Origin of the sequence: Caballeronia udeis, from assembly GCF_001544555.2 — a bacterium.
Classification (GTDB): Bacteria; Pseudomonadota; Gammaproteobacteria; order Burkholderiales; family Burkholderiaceae; genus Caballeronia; species Caballeronia udeis.
In genome coordinates this window covers 39,907-62,716 of sequence record NZ_FCOK02000057.1, presented here as the reverse complement: position 1 = coordinate 62,716, position 22,810 = coordinate 39,907, and the positions used below count along the sequence as shown (strand labels likewise).

At 62.2% G+C, this 22,810-nt stretch carries 20 protein-coding genes and 3 riboswitches; of the genes, 9 read left to right on the top strand and 11 right to left on the bottom strand.

Annotation, left to right across the window (positions count from 1 at the left end; all coding sequences use genetic code 11):
- Positions 1 to 122: 122 nt before the first annotated feature.
- Genes AWB69_RS31280 through AWB69_RS31265 form a run of 4 tightly spaced genes read right to left on the bottom strand, consistent with a single transcriptional unit; the run spans position 123 to position 2,665 of the window.
- Complete coding sequence (locus tag AWB69_RS31280) at positions 123 to 371, bottom strand: DUF1289 domain-containing protein (RefSeq protein ID WP_231937293.1); 249 nt, start codon at positions 369 to 371, stop codon at positions 123 to 125.
- Positions 368 to 1,666 carry a cobyrinate a,c-diamide synthase gene (locus AWB69_RS31275; protein ID WP_062090694.1) on the bottom strand — a complete coding sequence of 433 codons (1,299 nt, stop codon included), beginning with the start codon at positions 1,664 to 1,666 and terminating at the stop codon, positions 368 to 370. Before AWB69_RS31275 ends, AWB69_RS31280 begins: the two co-directional genes overlap by 4 nt.
- A 1-nt stretch (position 1,667) precedes the next feature.
- A complete protein-coding gene (cobO, locus tag AWB69_RS31270) occupies positions 1,668 to 2,270 on the bottom strand; it encodes a cob(I)yrinic acid a,c-diamide adenosyltransferase (RefSeq protein ID WP_062090693.1) in 603 nt (200 codons plus the stop codon).
- Positions 2,267 to 2,665, bottom strand: a complete 399-nt coding sequence (locus AWB69_RS31265; RefSeq protein WP_062090701.1) for a cobalamin biosynthesis protein — start codon at positions 2,663 to 2,665, stop codon at positions 2,267 to 2,269. The genes cobO and AWB69_RS31265 overlap by 4 nt, the downstream gene beginning before the upstream one ends.
- A gap of 194 nt (positions 2,666 to 2,859) precedes the next feature.
- Positions 2,860 to 3,160: riboswitch (cobalamin riboswitch) on the bottom strand.
- 160 nt (positions 3,161 to 3,320) lie between these two features.
- Positions 3,321 to 3,598, top strand: a riboswitch (cobalamin riboswitch).
- A 182-nt stretch (positions 3,599 to 3,780) separates the two neighbouring features.
- Here AWB69_RS31265 and cobW point away from each other — a divergent pair.
- The 4 genes from cobW (at position 3,781) to AWB69_RS31245 (ending at position 10,315) form a co-directional block, all read left to right on the top strand.
- Positions 3,781 to 4,869: a cobalamin biosynthesis protein CobW gene (cobW, locus tag AWB69_RS31260; protein WP_062090692.1), complete on the top strand. Its 1,089-nt coding sequence runs from the start codon at positions 3,781 to 3,783 to the stop codon at positions 4,867 to 4,869.
- A 3-nt stretch (positions 4,870 to 4,872) separates the two neighbouring features.
- Positions 4,873 to 8,646 carry a cobaltochelatase subunit CobN gene (cobN, locus tag AWB69_RS31255; protein WP_062090691.1) on the top strand — a complete coding sequence of 1,258 codons (3,774 nt, stop codon included), beginning with the start codon at positions 4,873 to 4,875 and terminating at the stop codon, positions 8,644 to 8,646.
- Positions 8,643 to 9,641 carry an ATP-binding protein gene (locus AWB69_RS31250; protein WP_062090690.1) on the top strand — a complete coding sequence of 333 codons (999 nt, stop codon included), beginning with the start codon at positions 8,643 to 8,645 and terminating at the stop codon, positions 9,639 to 9,641. Before cobN ends, AWB69_RS31250 begins: the two co-directional genes overlap by 4 nt.
- A 146-nt stretch (positions 9,642 to 9,787) precedes the next feature.
- Entirely contained in the window at positions 9,788 to 10,315 is a 528-nt protein-coding gene (locus AWB69_RS31245; protein ID WP_331712699.1) for a vWA domain-containing protein, read from the top strand.
- Between the two features lies 1 nt (position 10,316).
- Here the strand turns inward: AWB69_RS31245 and cobJ are convergent, their stop codons facing one another.
- The 4 genes from cobJ to cobG are packed head-to-tail and all read right to left on the bottom strand — an operon-like array spanning position 10,317 to position 14,651.
- Positions 10,317 to 12,014, bottom strand: a complete 1,698-nt coding sequence (gene cobJ / locus AWB69_RS31240) for a precorrin-3B C(17)-methyltransferase (protein ID WP_062090688.1) — start codon at positions 12,012 to 12,014, stop codon at positions 10,317 to 10,319.
- On the bottom strand, positions 12,002 to 12,727 hold the full coding sequence (locus AWB69_RS31235; RefSeq protein ID WP_062090687.1) for a precorrin-2 C(20)-methyltransferase: 726 nt from the start codon (positions 12,725 to 12,727) through the stop codon (positions 12,002 to 12,004). The genes cobJ and AWB69_RS31235 overlap by 13 nt, the downstream gene beginning before the upstream one ends.
- On the bottom strand, positions 12,728 to 13,354 hold the full coding sequence (locus tag AWB69_RS31230) for a precorrin-8X methylmutase (RefSeq protein WP_062090686.1): 627 nt from the start codon (positions 13,352 to 13,354) through the stop codon (positions 12,728 to 12,730).
- Positions 13,347 to 14,651: a precorrin-3B synthase gene (gene cobG, locus AWB69_RS31225; RefSeq protein ID WP_231937292.1), complete on the bottom strand. Its 1,305-nt coding sequence runs from the start codon at positions 14,649 to 14,651 to the stop codon at positions 13,347 to 13,349. The genes AWB69_RS31230 and cobG overlap by 8 nt, the downstream gene beginning before the upstream one ends.
- A 102-nt stretch (positions 14,652 to 14,753) precedes the next feature.
- A riboswitch (cobalamin riboswitch) is annotated at positions 14,754 to 14,930 on the bottom strand.
- Between the two features lie 116 nt (positions 14,931 to 15,046).
- Between cobG and AWB69_RS31220 the strand changes: the two genes are divergently transcribed.
- The 4 genes from AWB69_RS31220 to AWB69_RS31205 are packed head-to-tail and all read left to right on the top strand — an operon-like array spanning position 15,047 to position 18,171.
- Positions 15,047 to 16,255: a bifunctional cobalt-precorrin-7 (C(5))-methyltransferase/cobalt-precorrin-6B (C(15))-methyltransferase gene (locus AWB69_RS31220; protein WP_062090684.1), complete on the top strand. Its 1,209-nt coding sequence runs from the start codon at positions 15,047 to 15,049 to the stop codon at positions 16,253 to 16,255.
- Between the two features lie 28 nt (positions 16,256 to 16,283).
- Positions 16,284 to 17,036: a cobalt-precorrin-6A reductase gene (locus AWB69_RS31215; protein ID WP_062090683.1), complete on the top strand. Its 753-nt coding sequence runs from the start codon at positions 16,284 to 16,286 to the stop codon at positions 17,034 to 17,036.
- A complete protein-coding gene (cobM, locus tag AWB69_RS31210; RefSeq protein ID WP_062090682.1) occupies positions 17,037 to 17,765 on the top strand; it encodes a precorrin-4 C(11)-methyltransferase in 729 nt (242 codons plus the stop codon).
- A 10-nt stretch (positions 17,766 to 17,775) separates the two neighbouring features.
- The gene (locus AWB69_RS31205; protein WP_082913661.1) at positions 17,776 to 18,171 is read left to right on the top strand and encodes a DUF4186 domain-containing protein; all 396 of its coding nucleotides are present in this window, start codon (positions 17,776 to 17,778) and stop codon (positions 18,169 to 18,171) included.
- Between the two features lie 62 nt (positions 18,172 to 18,233).
- On the opposite strand, the gene AWB69_RS31200 is transcribed toward AWB69_RS31205, so the two are convergent.
- On the bottom strand, positions 18,234 to 18,977 hold the full coding sequence (locus AWB69_RS31200; protein ID WP_062090680.1) for a TerC family protein: 744 nt from the start codon (positions 18,975 to 18,977) through the stop codon (positions 18,234 to 18,236).
- Positions 18,978 to 19,288: 311 nt separating this feature from the next.
- On the opposite strand from AWB69_RS31200, the gene AWB69_RS31195 reads away from it, so the two are divergent.
- Positions 19,289 to 20,398 (top strand): OpgC domain-containing protein, encoded by a 1,110-nt coding sequence (locus AWB69_RS31195; RefSeq protein ID WP_062090679.1) that lies wholly within the window; start codon positions 19,289 to 19,291, stop codon positions 20,396 to 20,398.
- 118 nt (positions 20,399 to 20,516) lie between these two features.
- Here AWB69_RS31195 and eutC read toward each other — a convergent pair whose 3' ends face one another.
- Together eutC and AWB69_RS31185 are read right to left on the bottom strand one after the other, a co-directional pair.
- Complete coding sequence (gene eutC, locus AWB69_RS31190) at positions 20,517 to 21,320, bottom strand: ethanolamine ammonia-lyase subunit EutC (RefSeq protein WP_062090678.1); 804 nt, start codon at positions 21,318 to 21,320, stop codon at positions 20,517 to 20,519.
- Complete coding sequence (locus tag AWB69_RS31185) at positions 21,320 to 22,699, bottom strand: ethanolamine ammonia-lyase subunit EutB (protein WP_062090677.1); 1,380 nt, start codon at positions 22,697 to 22,699, stop codon at positions 21,320 to 21,322. The genes eutC and AWB69_RS31185 overlap by 1 nt, the downstream gene beginning before the upstream one ends.
- Positions 22,700 to 22,810 lie beyond the last annotated feature (111 nt).

Below are 22,810 nucleotides of genomic sequence, written 5' to 3'. Positions count from 1 at the left end.
GGCTACACCTAAACCCTAAAAATAGCCGAAACCCAATGCTAGCGGAGGTTTCGGCTAATTGATGGGGAAAAGTACGGGTTAGTACGGATCCAATGAGGGGCGGCTTGTGGACCGCCCCTTTTTCATGCTGCAGCCTTGCGTGCAAGCAGGGTATTGAACAGCACGAGCTTGTCGGCATCGTCCATGGTCTTCCATGCCTTGATCTCTTCGCGGCTTCTGAAGCAGCCTTCGCAATGCCCCGTGGTCTTGTCGAGCCGGCATACGTCCGTGCAGGGCGAGCCCACGGGTTGAAGCTGCCTGGCGCGCTCAATGGTGAACGTGAGTTCGAGCGGTACTTCCATTTCTGTCTGCATGTCCATCGGAGTTGTCACAGTGTTTCGCCGCGAAAGAGGGCGGCGGCCGCCGCCGGATTTGTCGGCCAGTAAGTGTGCATGTAGGTAGCGGTGATCGGGCCATGACGATAGATCGCCTCGCCTTCCACGCCCGTGGTGGCGTGCGTCGCGGTGAGCACCGGCGACATGCTCGTCGTCATGGACGAGTAGTGGAAGGTGTGGCCGGTGTGGATGCCGTGGCGGCTTTCAACACGCTGCATGGCGAGCCGGGCCAGGCGTTTCTGCATCTTCGCGTGGCCGGGCAGAAGGGCCAGCATTGCATGCTGTGCACCATCGATATCCGTCAGCGAATCGAGCAGATACAGCATGCCGCCGCATTCCGCGACCACCGCTTTACCCGCCTCAACGTGCGCGCGAATCGAGCCCGCACTCGCTGCGTTCGCGGCAAGGCGGGCAGCGTGCAGTTCCGGATAACCTCCCGGCAGATAAAGCGCATCGGCATGCGCGGGAACGGGCTCATCGGCGAGGGGCGAGAAGGGGGCGAGCGTTGCGCCCATCGCCTTCAGCAGGTCGAGATTCGCGGGGTAGATGAACGAAAACGCGGCATCGCGGGCAATGGCGATGTGCATGTCCTCCAGCAAACGCGGCGGCGGTTCCTGGGTGTCGTGATTGAACACGACCGCGGGCGGCAACTCGCGCAGCGCTGTCTCGCCGATCTCGTCCGCTGCGCGATCCAGCCGCGCATCGATGTCCGCCACCTCCGCTGCCTGCGCGAGACCGAGGTGCCTTCCGGGCAGCGCGATGTCGTCGGTGCTCGACAGATGACCGCAATATCGAATGCCTTCAGGAATGGCTTCGCTCAGCATTTGCGCATGCCGTGCCGACGCTACGCGATTGGCGAGCACGCCATGGAAGGGCAGATCCGCCCGGTAGCGCGCGAGCCCGAACGCCATTGCGCCGAAGGTCTGCGCCATGCCGTGCGCGCCGATCACGGCGAGCACCGGCACGCCGAACGCAGCCGCGAGATCGGCGCTGCTGGGGGTGCCGTCAAAGAGTCCCATCACGCCTTCGATCAGGATCAAATCGGCTTCCTGCGCTGCTTGCGCGAGCAGCGCGCGGCAGCCGCTTTCGCCGACCATCCACAAATGCAGCGAATAGACGGGTGCGCCGGATGCGCGTTCCAGGATCATTGGGTCGAGGAAGTCGGGGCCGGTCTTGAAGACCCGCACTCGCCGGCCTTGCCGCGTGTGATAGCGCGCGAGCCCGGCGGTGACGGTGGTCTTGCCCTGGTTCGACGCGGGCGCGCTGATGAATAGAGCGGGGCAGGCGCGCACGTCAGAACTCGACGCCGCGTTGCGCTTTCACGCCTTGCTCACGATACGGATGCTTGATCGGACGCATCTCCGTCACGAGATCAGCCGCCTCGATCAGCGCTTCCGGCGCATGGCGGCCTGTCACGACCACATGCAGCATCTCGGGCCGCGCGTTGAACACCGCGAGCACTTCGTCGAGCGGCAAGTATTCGTATTTGAGTACTGTGCACAGTTCGTCGAGCACGACCATCTGATACTCGCCGCTTTCAATCATCTTGCGCGCCGCGTCCCAACCCTTGCGAGCCGTCGCGATATCGGCATCGCGATTCTGCGTGTCCCATGTGTAGCCGTCGCCCATGGTGATGAAATCGCAGTTCGCGATTGCACCGAGGAAATCGCGCTCGGACGTATGCAGCGCGCCCTTGATGAACTGCACCACACCGAGCCGCATGCCGTGTCCGAGCACGCGTACGGCCATGCCGAAGGCCGCCGTGGTTTTACCCTTGCCGGTGCCCGTATTGACGATCAGGAGGCCCTTCTCGCGCGCGGCGGCGGCCTGCTTTCTTTCGTGGCCTTCCTTGCGCCGCTGGGTCATGCGCAGATGCGCTTCTTCATCCGTTTTCATGATGTTCTCTCGTTGTCAGTCTGTTGCCTTGGATCGTCTTCAGCGATAGCGACGGTCACGCCACCGGTCACTGTTTTCGGCACGATGATCCACCCGTTGCGCGACGCCAGCAGCGCGCAGGGTTCGCAGACGCCGTCAATGCCAAGCAGCGCCTGAACCCGTTCCGACGCGCTGGTCTCAACCTGCGCGATGCTTTGCTTCGAAAAAAATTGCAGCGGCAAACCGTGGCGAGCGGCAAATTCAAGCAGTGCGGTTTCGTCTTGCTTGCCATCGATCGATGCCAGCGTGCGGACGCTTGCCAGCGGCCGCGTTCCCAGCGCGGCGAGCACGGCGGCATGAATCTGTTCGACGCTTACACCGCGCCGGCAGCCTATACCGATGACCCATGTACTCATGATTGCGCTCTGTTTGCGCAGCCCGGACACACGCAAGCGAACCTGCGCAAGGGCGGCTGGACAGGTGAGCGCCGGGGGGACCCCGACATTGAGCGCAAGCGCTGAAAAATTGGATTCATGTAAGGCGGTATAAGCATTACGTCCTTCATCCGTCCCTCGCGGATGTGGCGTCCGGCGCGCTGCTGGAGCGATAGCGCGCCACTTGGCGACTGGCCGGTATCCGGGCTTGGCGACCGCATTCCGCTCGCCTTCCCGCGCGCTTGCGCAGTGGCTTTGGAGGAAATGAGCGCCCGGTTCGAATGAAAATCAGGAATGAGAGTCAGTCGAACGAGGCGCGGGTCGCGTACCGTTGCGGGGACAGCACAGGTTTTTGTCGGTACGGCGCGTGCGGCCTACAGCTTCGAGCCTGGAAAATACGCGCGTATGCACCCTGTTTCCCGTTTAACTACGCGCGCGGGAAAAGCGCGCGTGAGCACCAGACGCGGGCCAAAGATAGCACAGCGGGTAGGGGTTGCGCTGGGCTTTTACAGGCTGGAACCGGTCGGCAGTGCAGGTTTGGTGGTCTCGCACAGGCAAGATCTCTCGTCAGCAGACGCAGCTTGAAACCCCTCCCGCGCCCCGCCCAAACCTTGACGCTAACCCCCCATCAGCCTAGACTTCGCGATAGTTTTCTGGTGCTCGCGCGCGGTCTCTGCTGCGCGCAGTTAAACGGGAAGCAGGGAGCATTGCCGCAACCCCGGCCGTGCCAACCTGCGCTGCCCCCGCAACGGTAAACGAAAATCGAGCGATGGGGTTTTATCCCGGTTCACGCCGGGTTCACGCCACTTCGCACGGTAAAGCCGGCTTCGAAAAACCACTGCATGGCTACATCATGCGGGAAGGTGGAGCGGCACTTTCGCCAGCCCGGATACCGGCCGGAACGAGTCAACACCTGAAGCGGACGATGTCGCGGGGATGCGGCATACGCTCGACACTTTTCACCATGCTTTTCCGGTTTGCCGTCCCGCATCGCGCCCTCGCCGCGACACCCGCGCGCGCATTTTATTGCTCGCGTGAGTCTGCAAAGGGCGACGCATTCCGGCAGCAAGCAGCCAATCGATAACACGGAGCAACGGATGCAAATGCGCAAAATCCCGGTCACGGTCGTCACCGGTTTCCTCGGCAGCGGCAAGACCACACTGATGCGGCACATCCTGCAAAACGCGAGAGGGCTGCGGATCGCGGTGATCGTCAACGAGTTCGGCGAACTGGGCATTGACGGCGAAATCCTGAAGGGCTGCAACATCGGTTGCGAGGACGAAAGCGTCACGGACCAACCGAATCTGTATGAGCTGTCGAACGGCTGTCTTTGCTGCACCGTGCAGGAAGAGTTTTATCCGGTGATGGAACAACTCGTCGAGCGGCGCGAGCAAATCGATCACGTGCTGATCGAGACCTCCGGACTTGCGTTGCCCAAGCCGCTTGTGCAGGCTTTCAACTGGCCTTCCATCAAGAATGCGTTCACCGTGGATGCCGTCGTGACGGTTGTCGATGGTCCCGCTGCGGCCAGCGGCCAGTTCGCGGCGAACCCGCAAGCGGTGGATGCCCAACGCCGCGCCGATCCGAACCTCGATCACGAATCGCCGCTGCATGAGTTGTTCGAAGATCAACTTGCTTCAGCAGATCTGGTGATTCTCAACAAGACCGATCTGATCGATGAAACGCAGCAGCGCGCGGTGGAAACGCTGATTCGCGGCGAGGTTCCGGCAGGCGTGAAGGTCGTGCCGGCACAGATGGGGCAGCTTGATCTGCATGCGCTGCTCGGGCTCGAGGCGGCATCGGAAACGACTATTCATCTGCGTGTCGATCATCACGGTTCCGCCGACGACGAAGGCCACGCCGATCACCATCACGACGACTTCGATTCAGTCGTGGTCGAAGCACGGGTCGAGTCGCGCGAGGCTGCTGTCGCCGCGTTGCGCTCGCTGGTTGATGCCAACACGATCTATCGTGTAAAGGGTTTCGCGGCGTTGCCGGGTACGCCCATGCGGCTTGTCGTGCAGGGCGTGGGCCAGCGGTTTGATACCTACTTCGATCGCCGCTGGACCGCGGAGGAGGCCAGCCACGGAATCAGCCGGTTCGTGCTGATTGGCGAAGATCTCGATCAGCCGCGTCTGCAACAGGCGCTGACTGCAGCGCTCGTCAACGCACCCGTGCAGGCCTGATCGATGCATCTGCTACGCACGACGCCGGGCGGTTTTGTCGACGATGCAGCCGGCGTCATGCGTATCGACCAGACGCCCGCGCCGATCGTCGTGCTGAGTTCCGCGGACACTACGCTCTCGCTTCTCGCGAGCGTGGTGCCGAATCTGGAAGCGGACTTTCCGGCGGTGCGGCTGGCGAACCAGGCGTTCTTGCGGCAACCGGCATCGGTGGATTTTTACGTCGACGACGTGCTGAAACATGCGCGCGTGATCGTCATTGATCACCTCGGCGGCGAAGCGTACTGGCCTTACGGAATCGAGACCATCACCACGCTCGCGCGCCGCAATGGCCAGATGCTCGTGATGTTTTCCGGCGACCTGCAGGAAGATCCGAACCTCGTTGCGAAGAGTACGGCCGAGCCCGGGTTATGCGATCAGCTCTGGCGTTATCTGCGTGAAGGCGGCGCGCAAAATGCCGAAGCGTTTCTGCGCTGCATTGCGTTTCGCGCGCTGGGATATGGACGTGAGGCGAATGCGCCGAGTCCGCTGCCTGCGGTGGCGATCTATCATCCGGCACGGCAGGTTGCGATGGTTGAGGACTGGCAAAGACGCTGGGTTCAGGGCGCACCGGTCGTCGCCGTGCTGTTCTACCGCGCCCATTTGCAGTCCGGCAATACAGACGTGTTCGATGCCTTGATCGAGGCCCTGGAAGCGCAGGGCCTCAACCCGCTGCCGATCGCGATGGCGTCGCTCAAGGACCCGTTGAGCCGCGAAGTCGTGCAGCAGCTTTGCGCCGATCACGCCGTGTCACTGGTGCTGAACACGACCTCGTTCGCCGCGGGTGTCATAGACGACCCTGTGCCGTTCGAACTGGCGGGCGACGCGCCGGTACTGCAGGTCATCCTCAGCGGGGGAAACCGCGAGGACTGGTTGAAGGACAACCATGGTCTGAACTCGCGCGATGTCGCCATGCATGTCGCCTTGCCGGAAGTCGATGGCCGCATCATCACCCGCGCGATCAGCTTCAAGGGACTTGCGTATCGATGCAAGATCACGCAGGTCGACGTTGTGCGATATCAGCCCGACCTTGAACGCGTGCGTTTCGTGGCCGAGTTGAGCAAACGCTGGTGTCGCTTGCGGCAACTCGCCAACGCCGAAAAGCGCGTCGCGCTGATCCTCGCGAACTATCCGTTGAGTGAAGGCCGCATTGGCAACGGCGTGGGTCTCGACACGCCCGCGTCCGTCGTCAACATTCTTTCGATGCTCGCAAAAGAAGGGTATCGAGTAGATGAAATTCCGGCCGATGGAGACGCGCTGATGAAGACGCTGACCTCGGGCGTGACGAATGATCCGGTGGTTCGCGACTTGCGTCCCGCGTTGCAAAGCCTGTCTCTCGACGACTACCTCGATGCTTTCACCAAGCTGCCGCATGATGTCCAGCAGGAGTTGAATACACGCTGGGGTCCGCCCGAAAGCGATCCCACGATCCGCCGCGGCCGCTTCATGATCGCGGGCTGGCGCTGCGGGCATGTGTTCATCGGTATCCAGCCGGCGCGTTCGCGTGAGCGTGGCGACTATGCCAGTTATCACGACGCGGAGCTTGTGCCGCCGCACGCGTATCTCGCGTTCTACTTCTGGCTGCGGCTGCGATTCAAGGTGGATGCGATCGTTCACGTCGGCAAGCATGGCAACCTCGAATGGCTGCCGGGCAAGAGCGTTGCATTGAGCGCATCGTGCTGGCCGGACCTGACGCTTGGCGCCATGCCGCATCTGTACCCGTTCATTGTCAACGATCCGGGCGAGGGCAGCCAGGCGAAGCGGCGGACGCAGGCGGTCATCATCGACCATTTGATGCCGCCGCTCACGCGCGCTGAAAACTACGGTCCGCTGCAGGACCTGGAGCGTCAGGTCGATGAATATTATGAAGCGCTGATGGTCGATCCGCGCCGCGCAAAACTTCTGCGCAAGACAATTCTTGCAAGCATTGTCGAGCACAGGCTGCATGAAGAACTCGGACTCGATAAACCCCGCGATTCCGATACCGAGGACACGTTGCTGACACGTGCCGACGCGTATTTATGCGAGCTTAAAGAGGCGCAGATCCGCGATGGCTTGCATGTGTTCGGCGCGTCACCGCAAGGCGTGCAACGCCGGGATACCCTGCTTGCCCTCGGCCGTTATCCGACCGGCGATGCACAGGGCGCGAACGCGAGTGTGCTGAGCGCGTTGGCTCGTGACTTGAACCTGGGCGAGACATTCGATCCGCTCGATGCCGACTGGACCGCGCCATGGACCGGCCCCCGTCCTGCTGAACTCGAAAGCGTGATTGACACGCCTTGGCGACACCATGGCGACACCCGCGAGCGTCTTGAGTTGCTCGCCACGTCCTTGCTCGACCGGCAATCCGGCACGGCGGGGCCGAACACGTCGCAGGTACTGACGCGCCTGAACGGCGACTTGCTCGCACGGCTCGACGCGTGCGGCCCCCAAGAGCTAAAGCAGCTTCAACGCGGTCTCGACGGACGTTTCGTACCGCCGGGTCCTAGCGGATCGCCCTCGCGTGGAAGGCCCGACGTCCTGCCCACCGGGCGCAATTTCTACTCCGTCGATACCCGCGCCGTGCCAACGCGCGCAGCATGGACGCTTGGCCTGAAATCAGCCAACCTGCTGATCGAACGCCACCTCCAGGAACACGGCGATTACCCGCGCGCGATTGGTTTATCGGTGTGGGGCACGGCCACCATGCGCACCGGCGGCGACGATATCGCCCAAGCCATGGCGCTGATCGGCGTACGACCGAAGTGGGCGGCGGGCAGCAACCGCGTGACCGATTTCGAGGTGTTGCCTATCACCATTTTCAATCGTCCGCGGATTGACGTGACGCTGCGCGTTTCGGGATTTTTCCGCGATGCGTTCGCGAACCTGATGCATCTCTTCGATGCCGCCGTGCAAGCCGTGGCCGAACTTGACGACGAAGCTGAGGACATCAACCCGATCCGTGCACGCATCATGCGCGAACGCGACGAGCACATGGCGCGTGGGCTGGACGAGCAGGAAGCTCGCTTGCGTGCGGGCTGGCGTGTGTTCAGCACGAAGCCCGGCGCCTACGGCGCGGGCCTGCAGGAGATGATCGACGCGAAGCAATGGCAATCCGATGCCGATCTGGCCCGCGGTTTTCAAAGTTCGGGCGGTTATGCGTATTCGCAAAAGGGCGATGGCGTGGAGGCTCGCGAGTGCTTTGGCGCGCGCCTGTCGACTATTGATGTGGTGGTGCAGAACCAGGACAATCGCGAACACGACCTGCTGGATTCGAACGACTATCACCAGTTCCAGGGCGGCATGGTGGCAGCCGTGCGGCATCTTTCCGGTACCCAGCCGCAGGCGTATAACCCCGATCACAGCAACCCCGCCGCGCCGCGTATTCGTACGTTGCAGGAAGAAATCTCACGCGTGATCCGCTCTCGTGTGGTCAATCCGAAATGGATCGATGGCGTGAAGCGGCATGGTTACAAGGGCGCGTCGGAACTCGCCGCGACGGTGGATTATCTGTTCGGTTACGACGCCACTGCGCGAGTTGTATCGGATCATCAGTATGCGCTTGTTGCCGACGCTTACGTCAATGACACCGCCACGCGCGAGTTCATGCAACAGCATAATCCGCATGCGCTGCATTCGATCTGCGAGCGTTTGACCGAAGCGATGCAACGCGGCTTATGGCAAAGTCCGGGCGCGTATCAGGAGCAGATAGAACACCATCTGCTGAACGCCGAACAGCAACTCGAAGGGCAACGAACGTGAACGAATTCATCTTCCCGTTTGCCGCATTGGTCGCACAAGAACCTTTGCAGCAAGCACTTTTACTCGCTGCGGTCGATCCCGCACTGGGCGGTGTGCTGGTCAGCGGTCCGCGTGGCACTGCGAAATCGACAGCCGCGCGCGCACTCGCCGCACTGCTGCCCGAAGGCCAGTTCGTGACTTTGCCGCTGGGGGCGAGCGAAGAGCAGTTGATCGGTTCGCTGGATATTGAAGCTGTGTTGCGCGACGGCGGCGTGCGGTTTTCGCCGGGTTTGCTCGCGAAGGCGCATCAGGGGGTGCTGTACGTCGATGAAGTCAATCTGCTGCCCAATCCACTCGTGGACCAGTTACTCGATGTAGCCGCGAGCGGTGTGAATGTGATCGAACGCGACGGGGTTTCGCATCGGCATGAAGCGCGGTTTGTGTTGATCGGGACCATGAATCCGGAGGAAGGTGAGCTCAGGCCGCAATTGCTGGATCGCTTCGGTCTGGCGGTCTCGCTACGGAACTGTTTTGATGTGGAAACACGCCAGGAAATCGTCAAGGCGCGTCTCGCATTCGATACGGGTCCTGACTCTTTCTGTTCGCGATTCGCGGGGCAACAGGGTGCTTTGGCACTAAAGATTCGCCAAGCGAGAGCAAGGCTTCAGGCCCTCGAATTCGACGACGCGATTCATGCACGCGTCAGCGAGTTGTGTATCGAAGCACACGTGGACGGCTTGCGTGCCGATCTGGTCATGCTGCGCGCAGCGCGAGCGCTGGCCGCATCGGAAGAAGCTTCAGCGGTGAACGTGGAGCATGTCGAGCGCGTGGCGGAATCGGTGTTACTGCATCGGCGCAAGGAAGGCCGTGCTCCCGGCGATCAAGGCGCTGCTGAGGCTCGTGCACAACAACGTCCCCAAGACACCGACGAAGCCAGCCATGGCTACATGCCACCGGAGCCTGTCGACATAACAGCAGTCAAGAACGTAAGGCCGCTTGCCGCAAAAAAATCCTGAGCCATCGAAGGCCGGATGCACAGGCCGAACCCGGCCGCCTTCGATGGCTAGGCACTTCGGCCTCAGGAAAAACGCGATCACGCGAGGGTGAACCCGGCACGCGTATCGACTGGTTGCAAACGCTGCTGGCGAAGCGCAATCAGCCTTTGGCCAAAACGCATCTGAGGTTCCGTCGTGAGCAAGGCGATAGCACCGCGTTGCATTGCTTCGTGCTCGATTGCTCCGGATCGATGCTGAGCGGCAAGCGGCTTGCGCTGGCCAAGGGCCTGGTCGTAGCGTTGTTCGACCAGGCGTATCGCGAGCGCGCGGAGGTGGCGCTGGTCTGCTTCGGCGGCGCGACGGCGCAAGTGCGTCGCGAACCCGGCGCGGCGCATTGGTGGAACGATCGATGGCTTGCGCCCATAGGGGGTGGCGGGGGCACGCCGCTCGCTCTGGGCGTGCGCACCGGCAGCAATGTCCTTGCTAAAGCGGCTCGCCGCCAACCCTCCCAGCGGCGTTTCCTGTGGTTGCTGACAGATGGCCGCAGTCCGGAAACCCCGTCTCGTCCGGATGCCGCGGATCAGATCGTCATCGTCGATTTCGAGAGCGAGTCGGTGCGTTTGGGGCGTTGCGTGACGCTCGCCGAGTCATGGCAGGCCGAGTATCGGACGGCCGCTTCCATGACCTCCGCCTAGTTCACTCGTACCAGCGCGGCGTGTATACCCAATCGCCATTGCCGTCGGTCCGTGGAAAACTGCGCGTAGTGGACGAGCCAATGATCACCATTGTGCGCATATCGACCTGACTGGATTCCAGCTTATCCAGCGTTGTGGTGGTCAGCGTTTCGCCCGGCCTGCCGATGTTCCGGCCCAGCACGATAAGGGTCGCGCCGCTGCGGTGCTCCCGCACGATATCCAGCGCACGATCGAGTTGCCAGGGCCGTGCACGGGATACAGGGTTATAGAACGCCATCACGAGATCGGCTTGAGCGGCGTGACGTAAGCGCGTTTCTATTACGGCCCACGGTTTGAGATTGTCCGAAAGAGACAGCATGCAGAAGTCGTGGCCAAGCGGTGCACCGGCGCGAGCAGCAGTCGCGAGCGCTGCGGATACACCCGGTACGATCGACAATCCGACGGCGTTCCACTGCTCGTTATCGCGGGCCTGGTCGAGCGCTTCGAGCACGGCTGCGGCCATTGCAAAGACCCCGGGGTCTCCCGACGATACGACCACCACATGACGTCCGGTACTCGCCAGTTCGAACGCATGACGCGCGCGCTGCATCTCTTCGCGATTGTCGGTGCAATGAAGCACCTGATGCGGCGCGAATGGACCGGCCATGCGCACATAGGTCTCGTAACCGAGGATATCGTCGGCTTGCGTCAAGGCGAGTCTTGCTGCGGGCATCATCAGATCCGAGCTGCCGGGGCCGAGACCAATCACGGTCAGTGTGCCGCGTGCTTGCCCGAGCGTCGACGGATCGACCGGTTGAGGCGAGAGGGCAATCATGATGCCGTCATCACGAGCCCCAAGCGTTTCGAAGCCTGCAGGAAGCGTTCCGAAGCGCAGCGGCACATCCAGCGCCCGCGCTGCTGCAGCTAACGGCGCAGAGGCCATCATGCTCAAAGGCGCGAGCACGGCCGCCAGCGACATCGGTACAAGGCGATGTTCACACAACGTTTCACGCACGCGTTCGACGACTGAGTCCTCTGAAGACAACGCCGTCAAGCATGCAACCACGCAGCGCGGATGAATCATCAACTCACCGGCAACGTCGCTTGCATACGGTGTGACGCGGATCGCGAGGTCAGCGTGCTCGGCTCGCGGCAGGTCCGCTGTATCGAGCCACGGCGCATCGCCATCCACGCGGGTCGTGGCGCCGGCCAGCAGGTCGGACACAAAACGCTTCCCGTGCTCGATATCGGCGAGCACATAACCCGTCGGCGGGTTCAGCAGGCACGTGCCGAAGCGTAGTTCTCCGCTTGTGGTGATCGCCGGTGCGACGTCCAGCACCTCCGCTATTTTACGCGCCATCACGTTGACGCCGCCCAGGCCGCCAAGCAAAGGCACGACCGCACTGCCGTCCTCGGCGACAGCCAGCACAGGCGGTTCAATGGTCTTGTCCGCGAGTTGGTCCGCCAGCGCAGACGCGAGGCAACGGATCACGATACCCGCCGCGCATAACGCGACGATCGGCGTGTTGCGGGCATAGAGGTCACGCAGATGCGGGCCCAGTTCCGTGAACGCGACGTCGCCCTGCACGCGGCTCGCAAGCCCATGAATGAGCGAACCCGGATACCGCGCTTGAATACGACGAGCGGTGTCGAGTGCCCCCATCCCCAGCACCACGATTGCCGCAGGAACCCGATCGTTCAACACGCTCACACCTGCCATTTTTCCCCCGGCACGACGAGCAGCGAGAAGTAGGGCGACGCCATGGGATCGACTTCTTCCAGCGGCACGATGCGCTGGTTCGCCATGGTCGCGCGCTCGACATACAACGCGCGTTTGTCCAGCCCGAGTTCGGTCAGCACACGGCGCACCTTATCGAAGTTGCGGCCGAGTTTCATGATCACGGCGGCATCCGCGGTGCCGAGGCGTTCCCTGAGATCCGCTTCCGGCAGCACGCCCGATAACACCGACAAACTCTGGTTCCGGTACACGAGCGGCACGCCCAGCACGGCGACGCCTCCCAGCATGGAACACACACCGGGCACGACGTGCGCTTCGAAGCGCTCGGCCAGCCGGTCATGCAGATACATGTACGAGCCGTAAAAGAACGGATCGCCTTCGCAGATGACGGCGACATCGCGGCCCGCTTCGAGATGATCCGCGATGCAGAGGGCGGATTCATCGTAGAAGCCGGCGATGATCGTTTCATAGCAAAGCGGCGGTTCAAGCGCTTCGGTCGTGACGGGATAAACCAGCGGCAAACGCGTCTGGGTCTCCTTGAGATGCCCTTCAATGATCCCGAACGCGTTGCCTTTCTTGCCCTTCGCCACGAAGTAGGCGACCACGTGCGCGGAGGTCAGCAAACGCAGTGCCTTCACTGTGATCAGCTCGGGGTCGCCAGGACCGACACCAAGGCCATAGAGGCGTCCGCTCATCTATTCGGTCTCCGTTGCCAGCGCGTTCACGGCGGCCGCCGCCATGGCGCTGCCACCACGTCTGCCGCGCAATGCGACGAACGGCACGCCGCGGCTATCGGCAGCAAGCAGCGCCTTCGATTCCGCTGCGCCTATAAAACCGACCGGAAAGCCCAGGATCAGCGCAGGTTTGGGCGCGCCCGCGTCGAGCATGTCGAGCAGATGGAAGAGCGCGGTGGGCGCATTGCCGATCACCACTACGCTGCCTTCAAGATCCGGTTCCCATAACTCGAGCGCAGCCGCGGAGCGCGTGTTGCCAAGCGCTCGGGCGCGTTCAGGGACGGAAGCATCGTTGAGCGTGCAGATCACGCGGTTGTCTGCCGGCAGCCTTGCACGAGTGATGCCCTCGGCGACCATGCGTGCATCGCAGAAAATGGGGGCGCCTCGGCCAAGCGCTGCACGGCCTGCCGTGCCCGCGCCCGGCGAGAACACGAGGTCGTCGATCACATCCGTCATGCCGCATGCATGGATCACGCGCACGGCAAGTTTCTCGAGATCGGCGGGGATGGCCGAGAGGTTGGCCTCGGCGCGAATGGTCGCAAACGACGCGCGATAGATCGCCTGGCCGTCGCGAATGTAGTCAAGCATCGAGGGGGCTCCGGGCTAGCCAGCAGGCTGCCTGTTCAATGGTGAGATGGCGGGCGAGTGCTTCAGGCGCGTCGCCGTAAAGATCGTAACGGCCGGGTGCGACGGCCATCAAGGTGGTCCTGACAGGGTGAGCCGCCGCGCATGAGCGCGCGCAGCCGCTCAGGTGGACATCACCCATAGATGGCATCGACCGCGCGAGAAGGTGGGCGTCGGCTTTGGTATCGGTGAAACTTTTGGTGCAGCCTTGTGAACCTGTGCACGCGATCAGGCGCGCGAACGGTTCGTCGGGCGTGGTCGCAAGGCCGAGTGCAGCGAGTTGTTCAAGCACCGCTTGCGCCGCGGCGGGCGGCACGTCGAGCAGCATGACGCTTTGCCAGGGCGTCATGCGCAATCGCGGTGCGAGATCAGCGAGGGCGGACAATGTCGCTGCACTCAACCGTCCAAGCGGGACCTGCGCACCAACGCACACGCTGTCGCCTGTTCCTTGACGATGCACGCCGAAACGCAGCCGTGCATCGGAAGCGGGACGACGCCAGTTTTCAACATCGTGATGCAAAGGGGAACCAAGCTTGTCCTGAACGCGGCCAAGAATTTCTTCGATGGAACATGTCGTCAGCAGATCACGCATCCTGGTCTGCGAGGGCAGCGCGAGATCGAGGAAGGTATGCAACAGGGCATTGACCAGTGCGGGGACGTGAGCGGTTTCCAGCACGGCCAGCGCAGGCGCATCGTGTTCAGCTCTCGGTGGACAACCCGCGAGCCCGAATGCAAACCGCTGCGCCGACACCGCCGAAATCCATACATCGTGAGGATGATCGAGCATTGAAAGCCGCTCGCCGCCGTCCACCATCAACGCAAATTTTGGCGAAAGCTGATGCAAACGCGCGTCGCTCTGTAACCGGTCGAGCAGAACGGAAGCGAGCGGCGTGACATCGAAAACAGCGTCCGGGTCCAGGCCCGCGAGCGGACTCAGCATCACATTACGCAGGTCATCGGAACCCGGCGTGGCCGGTCCAAGCCCTGCACCGAGCACTCGCGAGATCAATGCTTCCTGCGAGTCTTCCTGTACGCCTCGGATCTGCAGGTTCGCGCGATTGGTCACGTCGATGACACCCGAACCAAATGCCTGCGAAACCTCCGCGACCACGCGCGCCTGCGCCGCACTCAGTTCACCCCATGCAAGGCGAACGCGGCACAGGCCGCCGTCGCGCGCAGGCACGATCAGCATCAGGCCCGGACAAGCCGATGGCCGTGATGCTTGCGTTGCTGCCTGCATGGTAGTGAGTGATTCGTTCAAAGCGTGACCCGTTCGGTCTCGCGCGGCGCCGCGAGCATGCCGGACCCTTGGGGCGGAGCGGCACGTTCGTGGCATCGGTACACCCCGCCCGATGTTGGCTTGCACGAAGAATTCCGGTCGGCAGGTCTCTTGGCTCGCAGGTCGCCGTCCGTACCGGCCTTCCCAGTCGAAACCAGTGGCAGTGGAGCGCGGACTCGCTGCGTACAATTGCGGGGGCAGCCACAGTTTTGCTGTGTTCCCTGTTAGGCCCGTGAGGGCACCGACTAACGCGGTATTATGCCCGTTTTTGCTGCGGTTAAAGCGCATCGGCGTCAGGCCGGGCGTGCGTTAACCGCGTTATAGACGCGACGTAACCAGTGAATGAGCCAGCGAATGAATCAAGTGAGGATCGGCGCATGTCACCGTGGCTGACCGTGGTGGGGATCGGGGAGGATGGCTGGCGTGGACTGAACCGGCCTGCGCGCCAGGCGCTGCTTTGTGCCGATACGATTTTCGGCGGAGCGCGTCATCTCGCGTTGTTGCCGGCCCGCCTGGGTGGCGAGCGTCGCGCATGGCCCACGCCGTTCACGATCGCGCCCGTGCTTGAACGGCGCCACGAAAACCAACGGGTGTGCGTGCTTGCAAGCGGCGACCCGATGCTGTTCGGCGTTGGCAGCACGTTCGCCCGCGAACTGCCAGCCGCTGAGTTCAGCGTGCTGCCCGCGCCGTCTTCGTTGTCACTCGCCGCAGCGCGCTTGCACTGGCCGCTGCAGGACGTCGCGATGGTGTCGCTGGTCGGGCGCCCGGTCGCGGCGCTTGAAATGCAGCTTCATCCCGGTACGCGTCTGTTCGTTCTCAGCAGCGGCGCGTCGAGTCCGGCTGCAGTTGCCGAGTTGCTGACCAGGCGCGGTTTCGGCGCGAGCCGCCTGAGTGTGTTCGAGCATCTGGGCGGCGAGCGGGAGCGTCGTATCGATCAAGTGGCGAGTGACTGGCAGGCAAGTGATGTGGCCGCGCTGAATCTTGTCGCTATCGAATGTATCGCGGAGAGCCATGCGCTGCGTCTGCCGCTGACGCCGGGTCTTCCCGACAACGCATATCGGCACGATGGCCAGCTTACGAAACGCGATGTCCGTGCGATCACGCTGTCGCGGCTCGCGCCCGAGCCGGGAGAATTACTGTGGGACGTAGGCGCGGGATGCGGGTCGATAGGTATTGAATGGATGCGTTCGCACCCGAGTTGCCGTGCGATTGTGATCGAAGCGGACAGTGAGCGTCAACGCCTGATCGAACACAATCGCGACGCGCTTGGCGTGCCCGGACTGCAACTGGTCGAAGGTCAAGCGCCCGGTGCATTGACCGGACTTCCGACGCCCGATGCGATTTTTATCGGCGGTGGCGTAACCGCGCCGGATATGCTCGACACCTGCTGGTCTCATCTGAAGAAAGGCGGCCGGATGATTGCCAACGCCGTCACCATCCAGAGCGAGGCAACACTGGTCGCGTGGCGCGCGCTTCATGGCGGCGAATTGACGCGTATTGGCGTTGCACACGCACAGCCTTTAGGCGCCTTCGATACCTGGCGCCAGGCGCTCCCCATTACGCTGCTGCATGTGGTCAAGCCATGACGTCCATCCTCACCCGGCATCCGGCGCAATGAAACGGATCCTGCTATTGGGCGGCACCGGCGACGCATTGACCATCGCGCGACGGCTTGGTCACGGTCACGTCTACAGCCTTGCCGGACTCGGCCGCATGCCGGGTGATCTCGCCTGCAGTGTGCGCGTGGGCGGCTTTGGCGGGGTAGAAGGATTAAAGGCCTTCATTGAAGCGCAATCCATCGGCTTGATCGTCGATGCAACGCATCCTTACGCCGCGCAAATGAGCCGTCACGCGAGCGCGGTCAGTGCATTGACAAGCGTGCCGTGCTGGGCGCTTCGGCGTGCACCATGGCAACCGCAAAGCGGAGACGCATGGTGCGAGGCCACCGACTTCTCGTCCATCCTCCAATCCATTGCGCCTTACCACCATCCCCTCTGGACGCTTGGCCGCGAACCGCTTGCGCATCTTGACGAGATTCCCCCTTCACAACACTGGACCATCCGCTGCCTCGATTCGTATCCCGGGAACGCGCGGGCGACCATCATTGGTGCGCGTGGCCCTTTCTCGCTCGATGGCGAACGTGCGCTCTTCAACACACAGCAAACCGATGTGCTCATCAGCAAGAACAGCGGCGGTGCGGCAACCGAGGCGAAACTGGCGGTTGCGCGGGAACGAGGCTTGCCCGTGGTCATGCTGCAGCGGCCGAGCTTACCGCCGGTCGAGTGCGAATTTTCCGATGCAAGCTCGCTTCTGGACGCGCTCGCTGCATGGCTCCATCCGCATCCACTTTTCGATAAAACCCCTTAAATGACGGTCTATTTCATTGGCGCAGGTCCCGGAGATCCCGAACTCATCACGGTGAAGGGGCAGCGCCTCATTCGCACGTGCCCGGTTATCCTGTATGCCGGGTCGCTCGTGCCGGACGCCGTGTTGAGCGGACACAGCGCGGCAAGCGTGGTGAATACAGCCGATCTTCACCTCGATGAAATCGTCGCGTTGCTCGAAGCCGCGCACGCCAGAGGGCAGGATGTCGCGCGTGTGCATTCCGGCGATCCGTCCTTGTATGGAGCGATCGGCGAACAGATCAGGCGTCTGAATGCGCTCGCGATACCGTACGAAATCGTGCCTGGCGTCACGGCGGCCGCGGCATGTGCCGCGTCGCTTGGCTGCGAATTCACGTTGCCGGGCATCTCGCAGACCGTGATTCTCACGCGCTTCGCCACGAAAACATCGATGCCCGAGGGTGAGCAACTTGCCGATCTCGCGCGCCATCGCGCGACCATGGCTATCCACCTTGGGGTGCGCCATATCGAACGGATAGTCGCTGACCTGATTCCGCATTACGGCCAGCAGTGCCCCGTGGCCGTGATCTTCCGCGCAAGCTGGCCTGATGAAGAGAAAGTGCTGGGCACCCTTGCTGATATCGCTGGAAAAGTGCTTGAAAAAGGCATCGAAAGGACAGCGCTGATCGTGGTCGGGTACGTGCTGAATGCGGAGGGTTTTGCGGATTCTTCGCTGTATCGCAAGCCAGTCTGAGCCGTCTCCCATGCGCGATCTCGACACCGTGTTCGACGCCTTGTCGCATTCGAATTTTCGGAAGCGTTTCCGGCTTGGTGCACGCGAGGAAGCCTATCTGCGCGAGCACGGCATGATGGAAGTGATCGGCCATGCGCGTGAGCTGATCACGCGGCGGCTTGCACCGGAGCAACCGCCGAATGACGGCAAGCAGACGCCGTTTCGCGGCCATCCGGTATTTATCGCGCAGCATGCCACGGCGACTTGCTGCCGGAGTTGCCTCGCCAAGTGGCACGGCATAAGCGCGGGGAAACGACTGGACGATGAAGAACGAGAGCATGTGGTGCAGGCAATCGAGCGCTGGCTGACGGCGCAGAAAGTGGCCGGCGCCGATAAACCGCCGCGTCAACCCGACTTGCCGTTCTGAAAAAAACGCCGCGCGGTTTGAGGCCGCGCGGCGTGATGGGGCTGTTGCGGGTTATCGCGCCATCATTCGAAAGCGCGCTTCTTTTTCGCCCTTCGCGACAGCATGTTCAGCCCCTCGACCAACGCCGAGAACGCCATCGCCGCGTAGATGTAGCCCTTCGGCACGTGCGATCCGAAGCCTTCGGCGACCAGCGTCATCCCGATCACGAGCAGGAAGCCGAGCGCGAGCATCACAACGGTCGGATTCCTTTCGATGAAACGCGACAGCGGTCCCGCTGCGAACATCATCACTGAAACGGCCCCGACCACCGCCACGAACATGATGGGAATGTGTTCCGTCATGCCGACCGCGGTCACGATACTGTCGATGGAAAACACGAGATCCAGCACCAATATCTGGCCGATCGCCGACCACGGCGTGAGTGTGGACGTCTTCACGGCACCGCCGCCATTTTCGCCTTCACCGGAGACATGATGATGGATCTCGGTGGTCGCCTTCCACACGAGGAACGCACCGCCGGCAATGAGGATCAGGTCGCGCCACGAGAAGTCATGACCGAACGCGGTAAAGATCGGCGCGGTCAGGCGCACGATCAGCGCGACCGTGCCGAGCAGGCCAAGCCGCATCACCAGCGCCAGGCCGATGCCGAGCCGCTGGGTGCGCGCACGATGCGCCTCAGGCAATTTGTTCGTAAGAATGGAGATGAAGATCAGGTTGTCGATACCTAGCACGACTTCCATGACAAGCAGCGTCGCCAGTGCGGCCCACGCGCCGGGGTCGCTTGCCAATGCAACTAAATAGTCCATGAGATCCGAGGGTCTTGGGGAAGTAGAAAGAAACGGTGTAGTCGCCTGCGCGGCGGCCGATCGCGATGATACGTGACGCGTCAGGCAAAAATGAAAGCTTAATGAAATAATTGAGAGCGGCGCGGAGCCGGAAAGTTCGCCGGTCGAAAGCGTGGTGTCGGCCTATCCCCAAAATGGTGCGTCACCAAATACGGGTAAACTCCCGTGCTGATCGCTGACTCGTCAGTGCGCATTACTTTAGCCGGAACCGCATTGGAACTGGCGCCTTCAATTTTCGCTGCCCGTTTTCGGCAGTCCTTTTCAGGTTTCGCATGCAGGGAAAATCGCAACGGCTGGTTGAGCTGGATTTTTTTCGTGGCCTTGTACTGCTGGTGATCCTGGTCGATCACATTGGCGGCAGCATGATCTCCCGCGTAACGCTTCACGCGTTCGCGCTCAACGACGCCGCGGAGGTGTTTGTCTTTCTCGGCGGCTTCGCCACTGCCACGGCCTATGTGTCGATGGCCGCTCGCCGCTCGGAATCCGCTGCCCGCGTGCGGTTTTTCCGCCGCGCGTTCGAGATCTACCGCGCGTTTGTAGTGACCGCGGTCCTCATGCTATTGACGAGTTTCTTGCTGCGGCCATTTTTCGGCAGCGCGCCGAATCTGGCTATCGCCGACCTGGACAGCTTCCTCGCCGCGCCGTTCGCTGCGATCACCGACGTGCTGCTCCTGCGCCGTCAGCCGTATTTGTCGTCCGTGCTGCCCATGTATGCGTTCTTCGCGCTGGCCGTGCCGCTTGTCTTGCCGCTCGCGCGTAACAAGCCGTGGCTTCTGCTTGGCGCGAGTGTCGCGCTGTGGGCAGTGGGGGTGCCTGTTGCCGAGTATTTGCCGTCGGCGAACGACTTGCTGTGGGACTTCAATCCCGCCGCGTGGCAGTTGATGTTTGTTCTCGGTGTGCTCGCTTGCTGCGAGCCTGTTTATCAGCGCGTGAGTTCGCATCGGTTCAGTTGGGTTGTCAGCCTCGCGGCGCTCGCGATTGTCGCGGTCATGGCGTATTACAAGTTGCTCGTGCTACCCGTTTCCTTCGATGGCGACATGAAGCGCAACCTGGCTGGTGCGCGCATCGTCAATTTCCTGTGCATTGCATGGCTCGCAAGCGATCTGGCGCGACGCGGAGTGGTGAAGCAGATTGCTCGCCGGTTGCCATGGGTTGGCGCAGTCGGTCGTGACGGCCTCGTGTGTTTCGTGGCGGGCGCGGTGATCTCGTTGACGGTCGATTCAGTGTTGTTCACGCTTACCAACGGGCTGATCGACGTTCCGCTGGGTCTTGCCGCCGACGCTCTCGCGGTGGGCCTGCTGCTCGCGATTCCACATCGCCAGCGTGTTTTCGAGGCAATGCGTTCAAGGTCAGTCGCGGCCGTGGCGAAGAGGGAAGGGTAGCGCCGCGTGGTTCGATGAAAGGCGGGTGGCCTCGTCGTTTGTCGAGCAAAAAGCGACTAACGGTCTGCGTCCGCTACATCCGCTTGCTGCGGAAGACATCGTTGGATCAGAACGGTTTCTAGGGCGCAAGCACTGAACCCGATCCACTCGCTGCCGGTAACAACGCATCGCTATCGTCCTTGAGCTTGACGCCAGTCAGCTTCAGCCTTGTCGCTTCGGTCAGCAGGTAATGCAGCTTGAAAGCGGCCGCGTCGTAGCCAAGCCCTTCAGGTCGCACGTTTGAAATGCAGTTGCGTTCGGCATCGCTTTTGCCAACGCGCGGCTCATACGTCAGGTAGATACCAAGGCTGTCGGGGGAACTCAAACCGGGCCGTTCGCCGATCAGCATCACCATGATCCGCGCCCGTAAAAGCTCACCAATACCATCACCCAGCGCGACTCGCGCCTGTCGTGCGACGACTATCGGACCCATGCTCACGCCCGCCAGCTTCGAGCGCATCCGTTCGAGCAACGGCACCGCATGACGTGTCGAGGCGTAAGCCGACAAACCATCGGCGACAACAAACACCACATCGAACGCCGCCGCAGCAGCCGCGTAGTCGCGCAGCCGCACCGTGCTTTCATCGCTGAGTTTGCGGCCGAGATCAGGACGACGCAGATAATGCTCGCGATCCGGTGCGGCGCTTTCCACGTCGAGCGTATCGAAGCCGGACTCGCGCAACGACGCATGCAGCGCGGCCACATCAAGCGGTTGATGCACGGCGTCACGCGCTTGCGCATGCGAGAGATTGAACGCAAGCAATGGCGCGGTCGGCAGGCTGCTGCCGGCGCGGCCCAGCGCAATGCGCGCGTTCGTGAAACGACGCAACGCGTCCCACGGGTTTGCGTTCACGGACGAGGGGGGATCGTTGGAATCGGTCATTACGTGCTCATCCATTCAAGCAGCGGTTGCGGTGCGGACTGATTCAGCAACATGCCGCGCGTATCGACGATCCGCATTGATTCAAGCCATGCTTCGAACTCCGGCGCACGACGCAAGCCGAGCACATTGCGCACATAAAGCGCGTCGTGGAACGACGTGCTTTGATAGTTGAGCATGACGTCGTCGGCGCCGGGAATGCCCATGATGAAGTTGACGTTGGCAACACCGAGCAGCGTAAGCAGGGTGTCCATGTCGTCCTGATCGGCTTCGGCGTGATTCGTGTAGCAGATGTCGCATCCCATTGGGACACCGAGCAGCTTGCCGCAGAAATGATCTTCGAGCCCGGCGCGAATGATCTGCCGGCCATCGTACAAATACTCGGGCCCGATGAAACCCACCACCGTGTTCACCAGCAGCGGCCTGAACTTGCGCGCGACTGCGTATGCGCGCACTTCGCAGGTCTGCTGATCGACGCCGTGATGCGCGTCGGCGGACAACTCGCTGCCCTGGCCGGTTTCGAAATACATCAGATCATCGCCAACGGTGCCGCGTTTCAGCGACAACCCCGCCTCATGCGCCTCCTTGAGCAACGCCAGCGAGACACCGAAACTGCTGTTCGCTTTCTCGGTGCCCGCAATCGACTGGAACACGAGATCGACGGGCGCGCCTTTCTCGATCGCGGCAATGGTGTTGGTCACATGCGTAAGCACGCACGACTGCGTCGGGACTGCGTAGCGTTGCCGGAAGTCGTCGATCATCACGAGCAGCGTCGTGATTGCGCTCAAGGAGTCGGACGCCGGATTGATGCCGATCATCGCGTCGCCGCAGCCGTACATGAGGCCGTCGAGCATGGATGCCGCGATGCCCTTGACGTCATCGGTGGGATGGTTCGGCTGCAGGCGCACCGACAGATGGCCGGGCAAGCCGATCGTATTGCGAAAGCGCGTGACCACCGGCCGTTTTTTCGCGGCGAGAATCAGGTCCTGGTTGCGCATCAGCTTCGATACCGCCGCGACCATCTCGGGCGTCAGCCCCGCGCTCACGCGGACCAACGCGGCGGAATCGGTCGTGTCCGCCAGCAGCCAGTTGCGGAAATCGCCTACCGTGAGGTGCGAAATCTCGGCGAAAGCCTGCGGAGAATGATCGTCGATGATCAGCCGCGTGACCTCGTCGCTCTCGTACGGGATCACGGCTTCGTTGAGGAACGTGCGCAGGGGGACTTGCGCCAGCGCGATCTTCGCCGCCACGCGTTCTTCTTCGGTGTCGGCCGTGACGCCGGCAAGCTGGTCGCCGGAACGCTGCGGGCTGGCTTTCGCCAGCAGCGTCTTCAGGTCGTCGAAACGGTAGGTCCGCAGACCGATGGTCTCGTTATAGCTCATCGTGTAATCCTCGTTCCAAGGCTTCGCTAGGCACTTGCTTTGCCCCGGCTGGCCGGACGGCAGATCCTGTGAACGTCATGCCGCAGGTCGATTGGCCGTCGATTCAGGCCT

Bases quoted from the DNA above. Each gene is read 5' to 3' on its own strand.
- cobO (WP_062090693.1), bottom strand. From the start codon at position 2,270: ATGAAAACGGATGAAGAAGCGCATCTGCGCATGACCCAGCGGCGCAAG.
- AWB69_RS31265 (WP_062090701.1), bottom strand. From the start codon at position 2,665: ATGAGTACATGGGTCATCGGTATAGGCTGCCGGCGCGGTGTAAGCGTC.
- cobW (WP_062090692.1), top strand. From the start codon at position 3,781: ATGCAAATGCGCAAAATCCCGGTCACGGTCGTCACCGGTTTCCTCGGC.
- cobN (WP_062090691.1), top strand. From the start codon at position 4,873: ATGCATCTGCTACGCACGACGCCGGGCGGTTTTGTCGACGATGCAGCC.
- cobJ (WP_062090688.1), bottom strand. From the start codon at position 12,014: ATGGCAGGTGTGAGCGTGTTGAACGATCGGGTTCCTGCGGCAATCGTG.
- AWB69_RS31235 (WP_062090687.1), bottom strand. From the start codon at position 12,727: ATGAGCGGACGCCTCTATGGCCTTGGTGTCGGTCCTGGCGACCCCGAG.
- AWB69_RS31230 (WP_062090686.1), bottom strand. From the start codon at position 13,354: ATGCTTGACTACATTCGCGACGGCCAGGCGATCTATCGCGCGTCGTTT.
- AWB69_RS31220 (WP_062090684.1), top strand. From the start codon at position 15,047: ATGTCACCGTGGCTGACCGTGGTGGGGATCGGGGAGGATGGCTGGCGT.
- AWB69_RS31215 (WP_062090683.1), top strand. From the start codon at position 16,284: ATGAAACGGATCCTGCTATTGGGCGGCACCGGCGACGCATTGACCATC.
- cobM (WP_062090682.1), top strand. From the start codon at position 17,037: ATGACGGTCTATTTCATTGGCGCAGGTCCCGGAGATCCCGAACTCATC.
- AWB69_RS31205 (WP_082913661.1), top strand. From the start codon at position 17,776: ATGCGCGATCTCGACACCGTGTTCGACGCCTTGTCGCATTCGAATTTT.
- AWB69_RS31200 (WP_062090680.1), bottom strand. From the start codon at position 18,977: ATGGACTATTTAGTTGCATTGGCAAGCGACCCCGGCGCGTGGGCCGCA.
- AWB69_RS31195 (WP_062090679.1), top strand. From the start codon at position 19,289: ATGCAGGGAAAATCGCAACGGCTGGTTGAGCTGGATTTTTTTCGTGGC.
- eutC (WP_062090678.1), bottom strand. From the start codon at position 21,320: ATGACCGATTCCAACGATCCCCCCTCGTCCGTGAACGCAAACCCGTGG.
- AWB69_RS31185 (WP_062090677.1), bottom strand. From the start codon at position 22,699: ATGAGCTATAACGAGACCATCGGTCTGCGGACCTACCGTTTCGACGAC.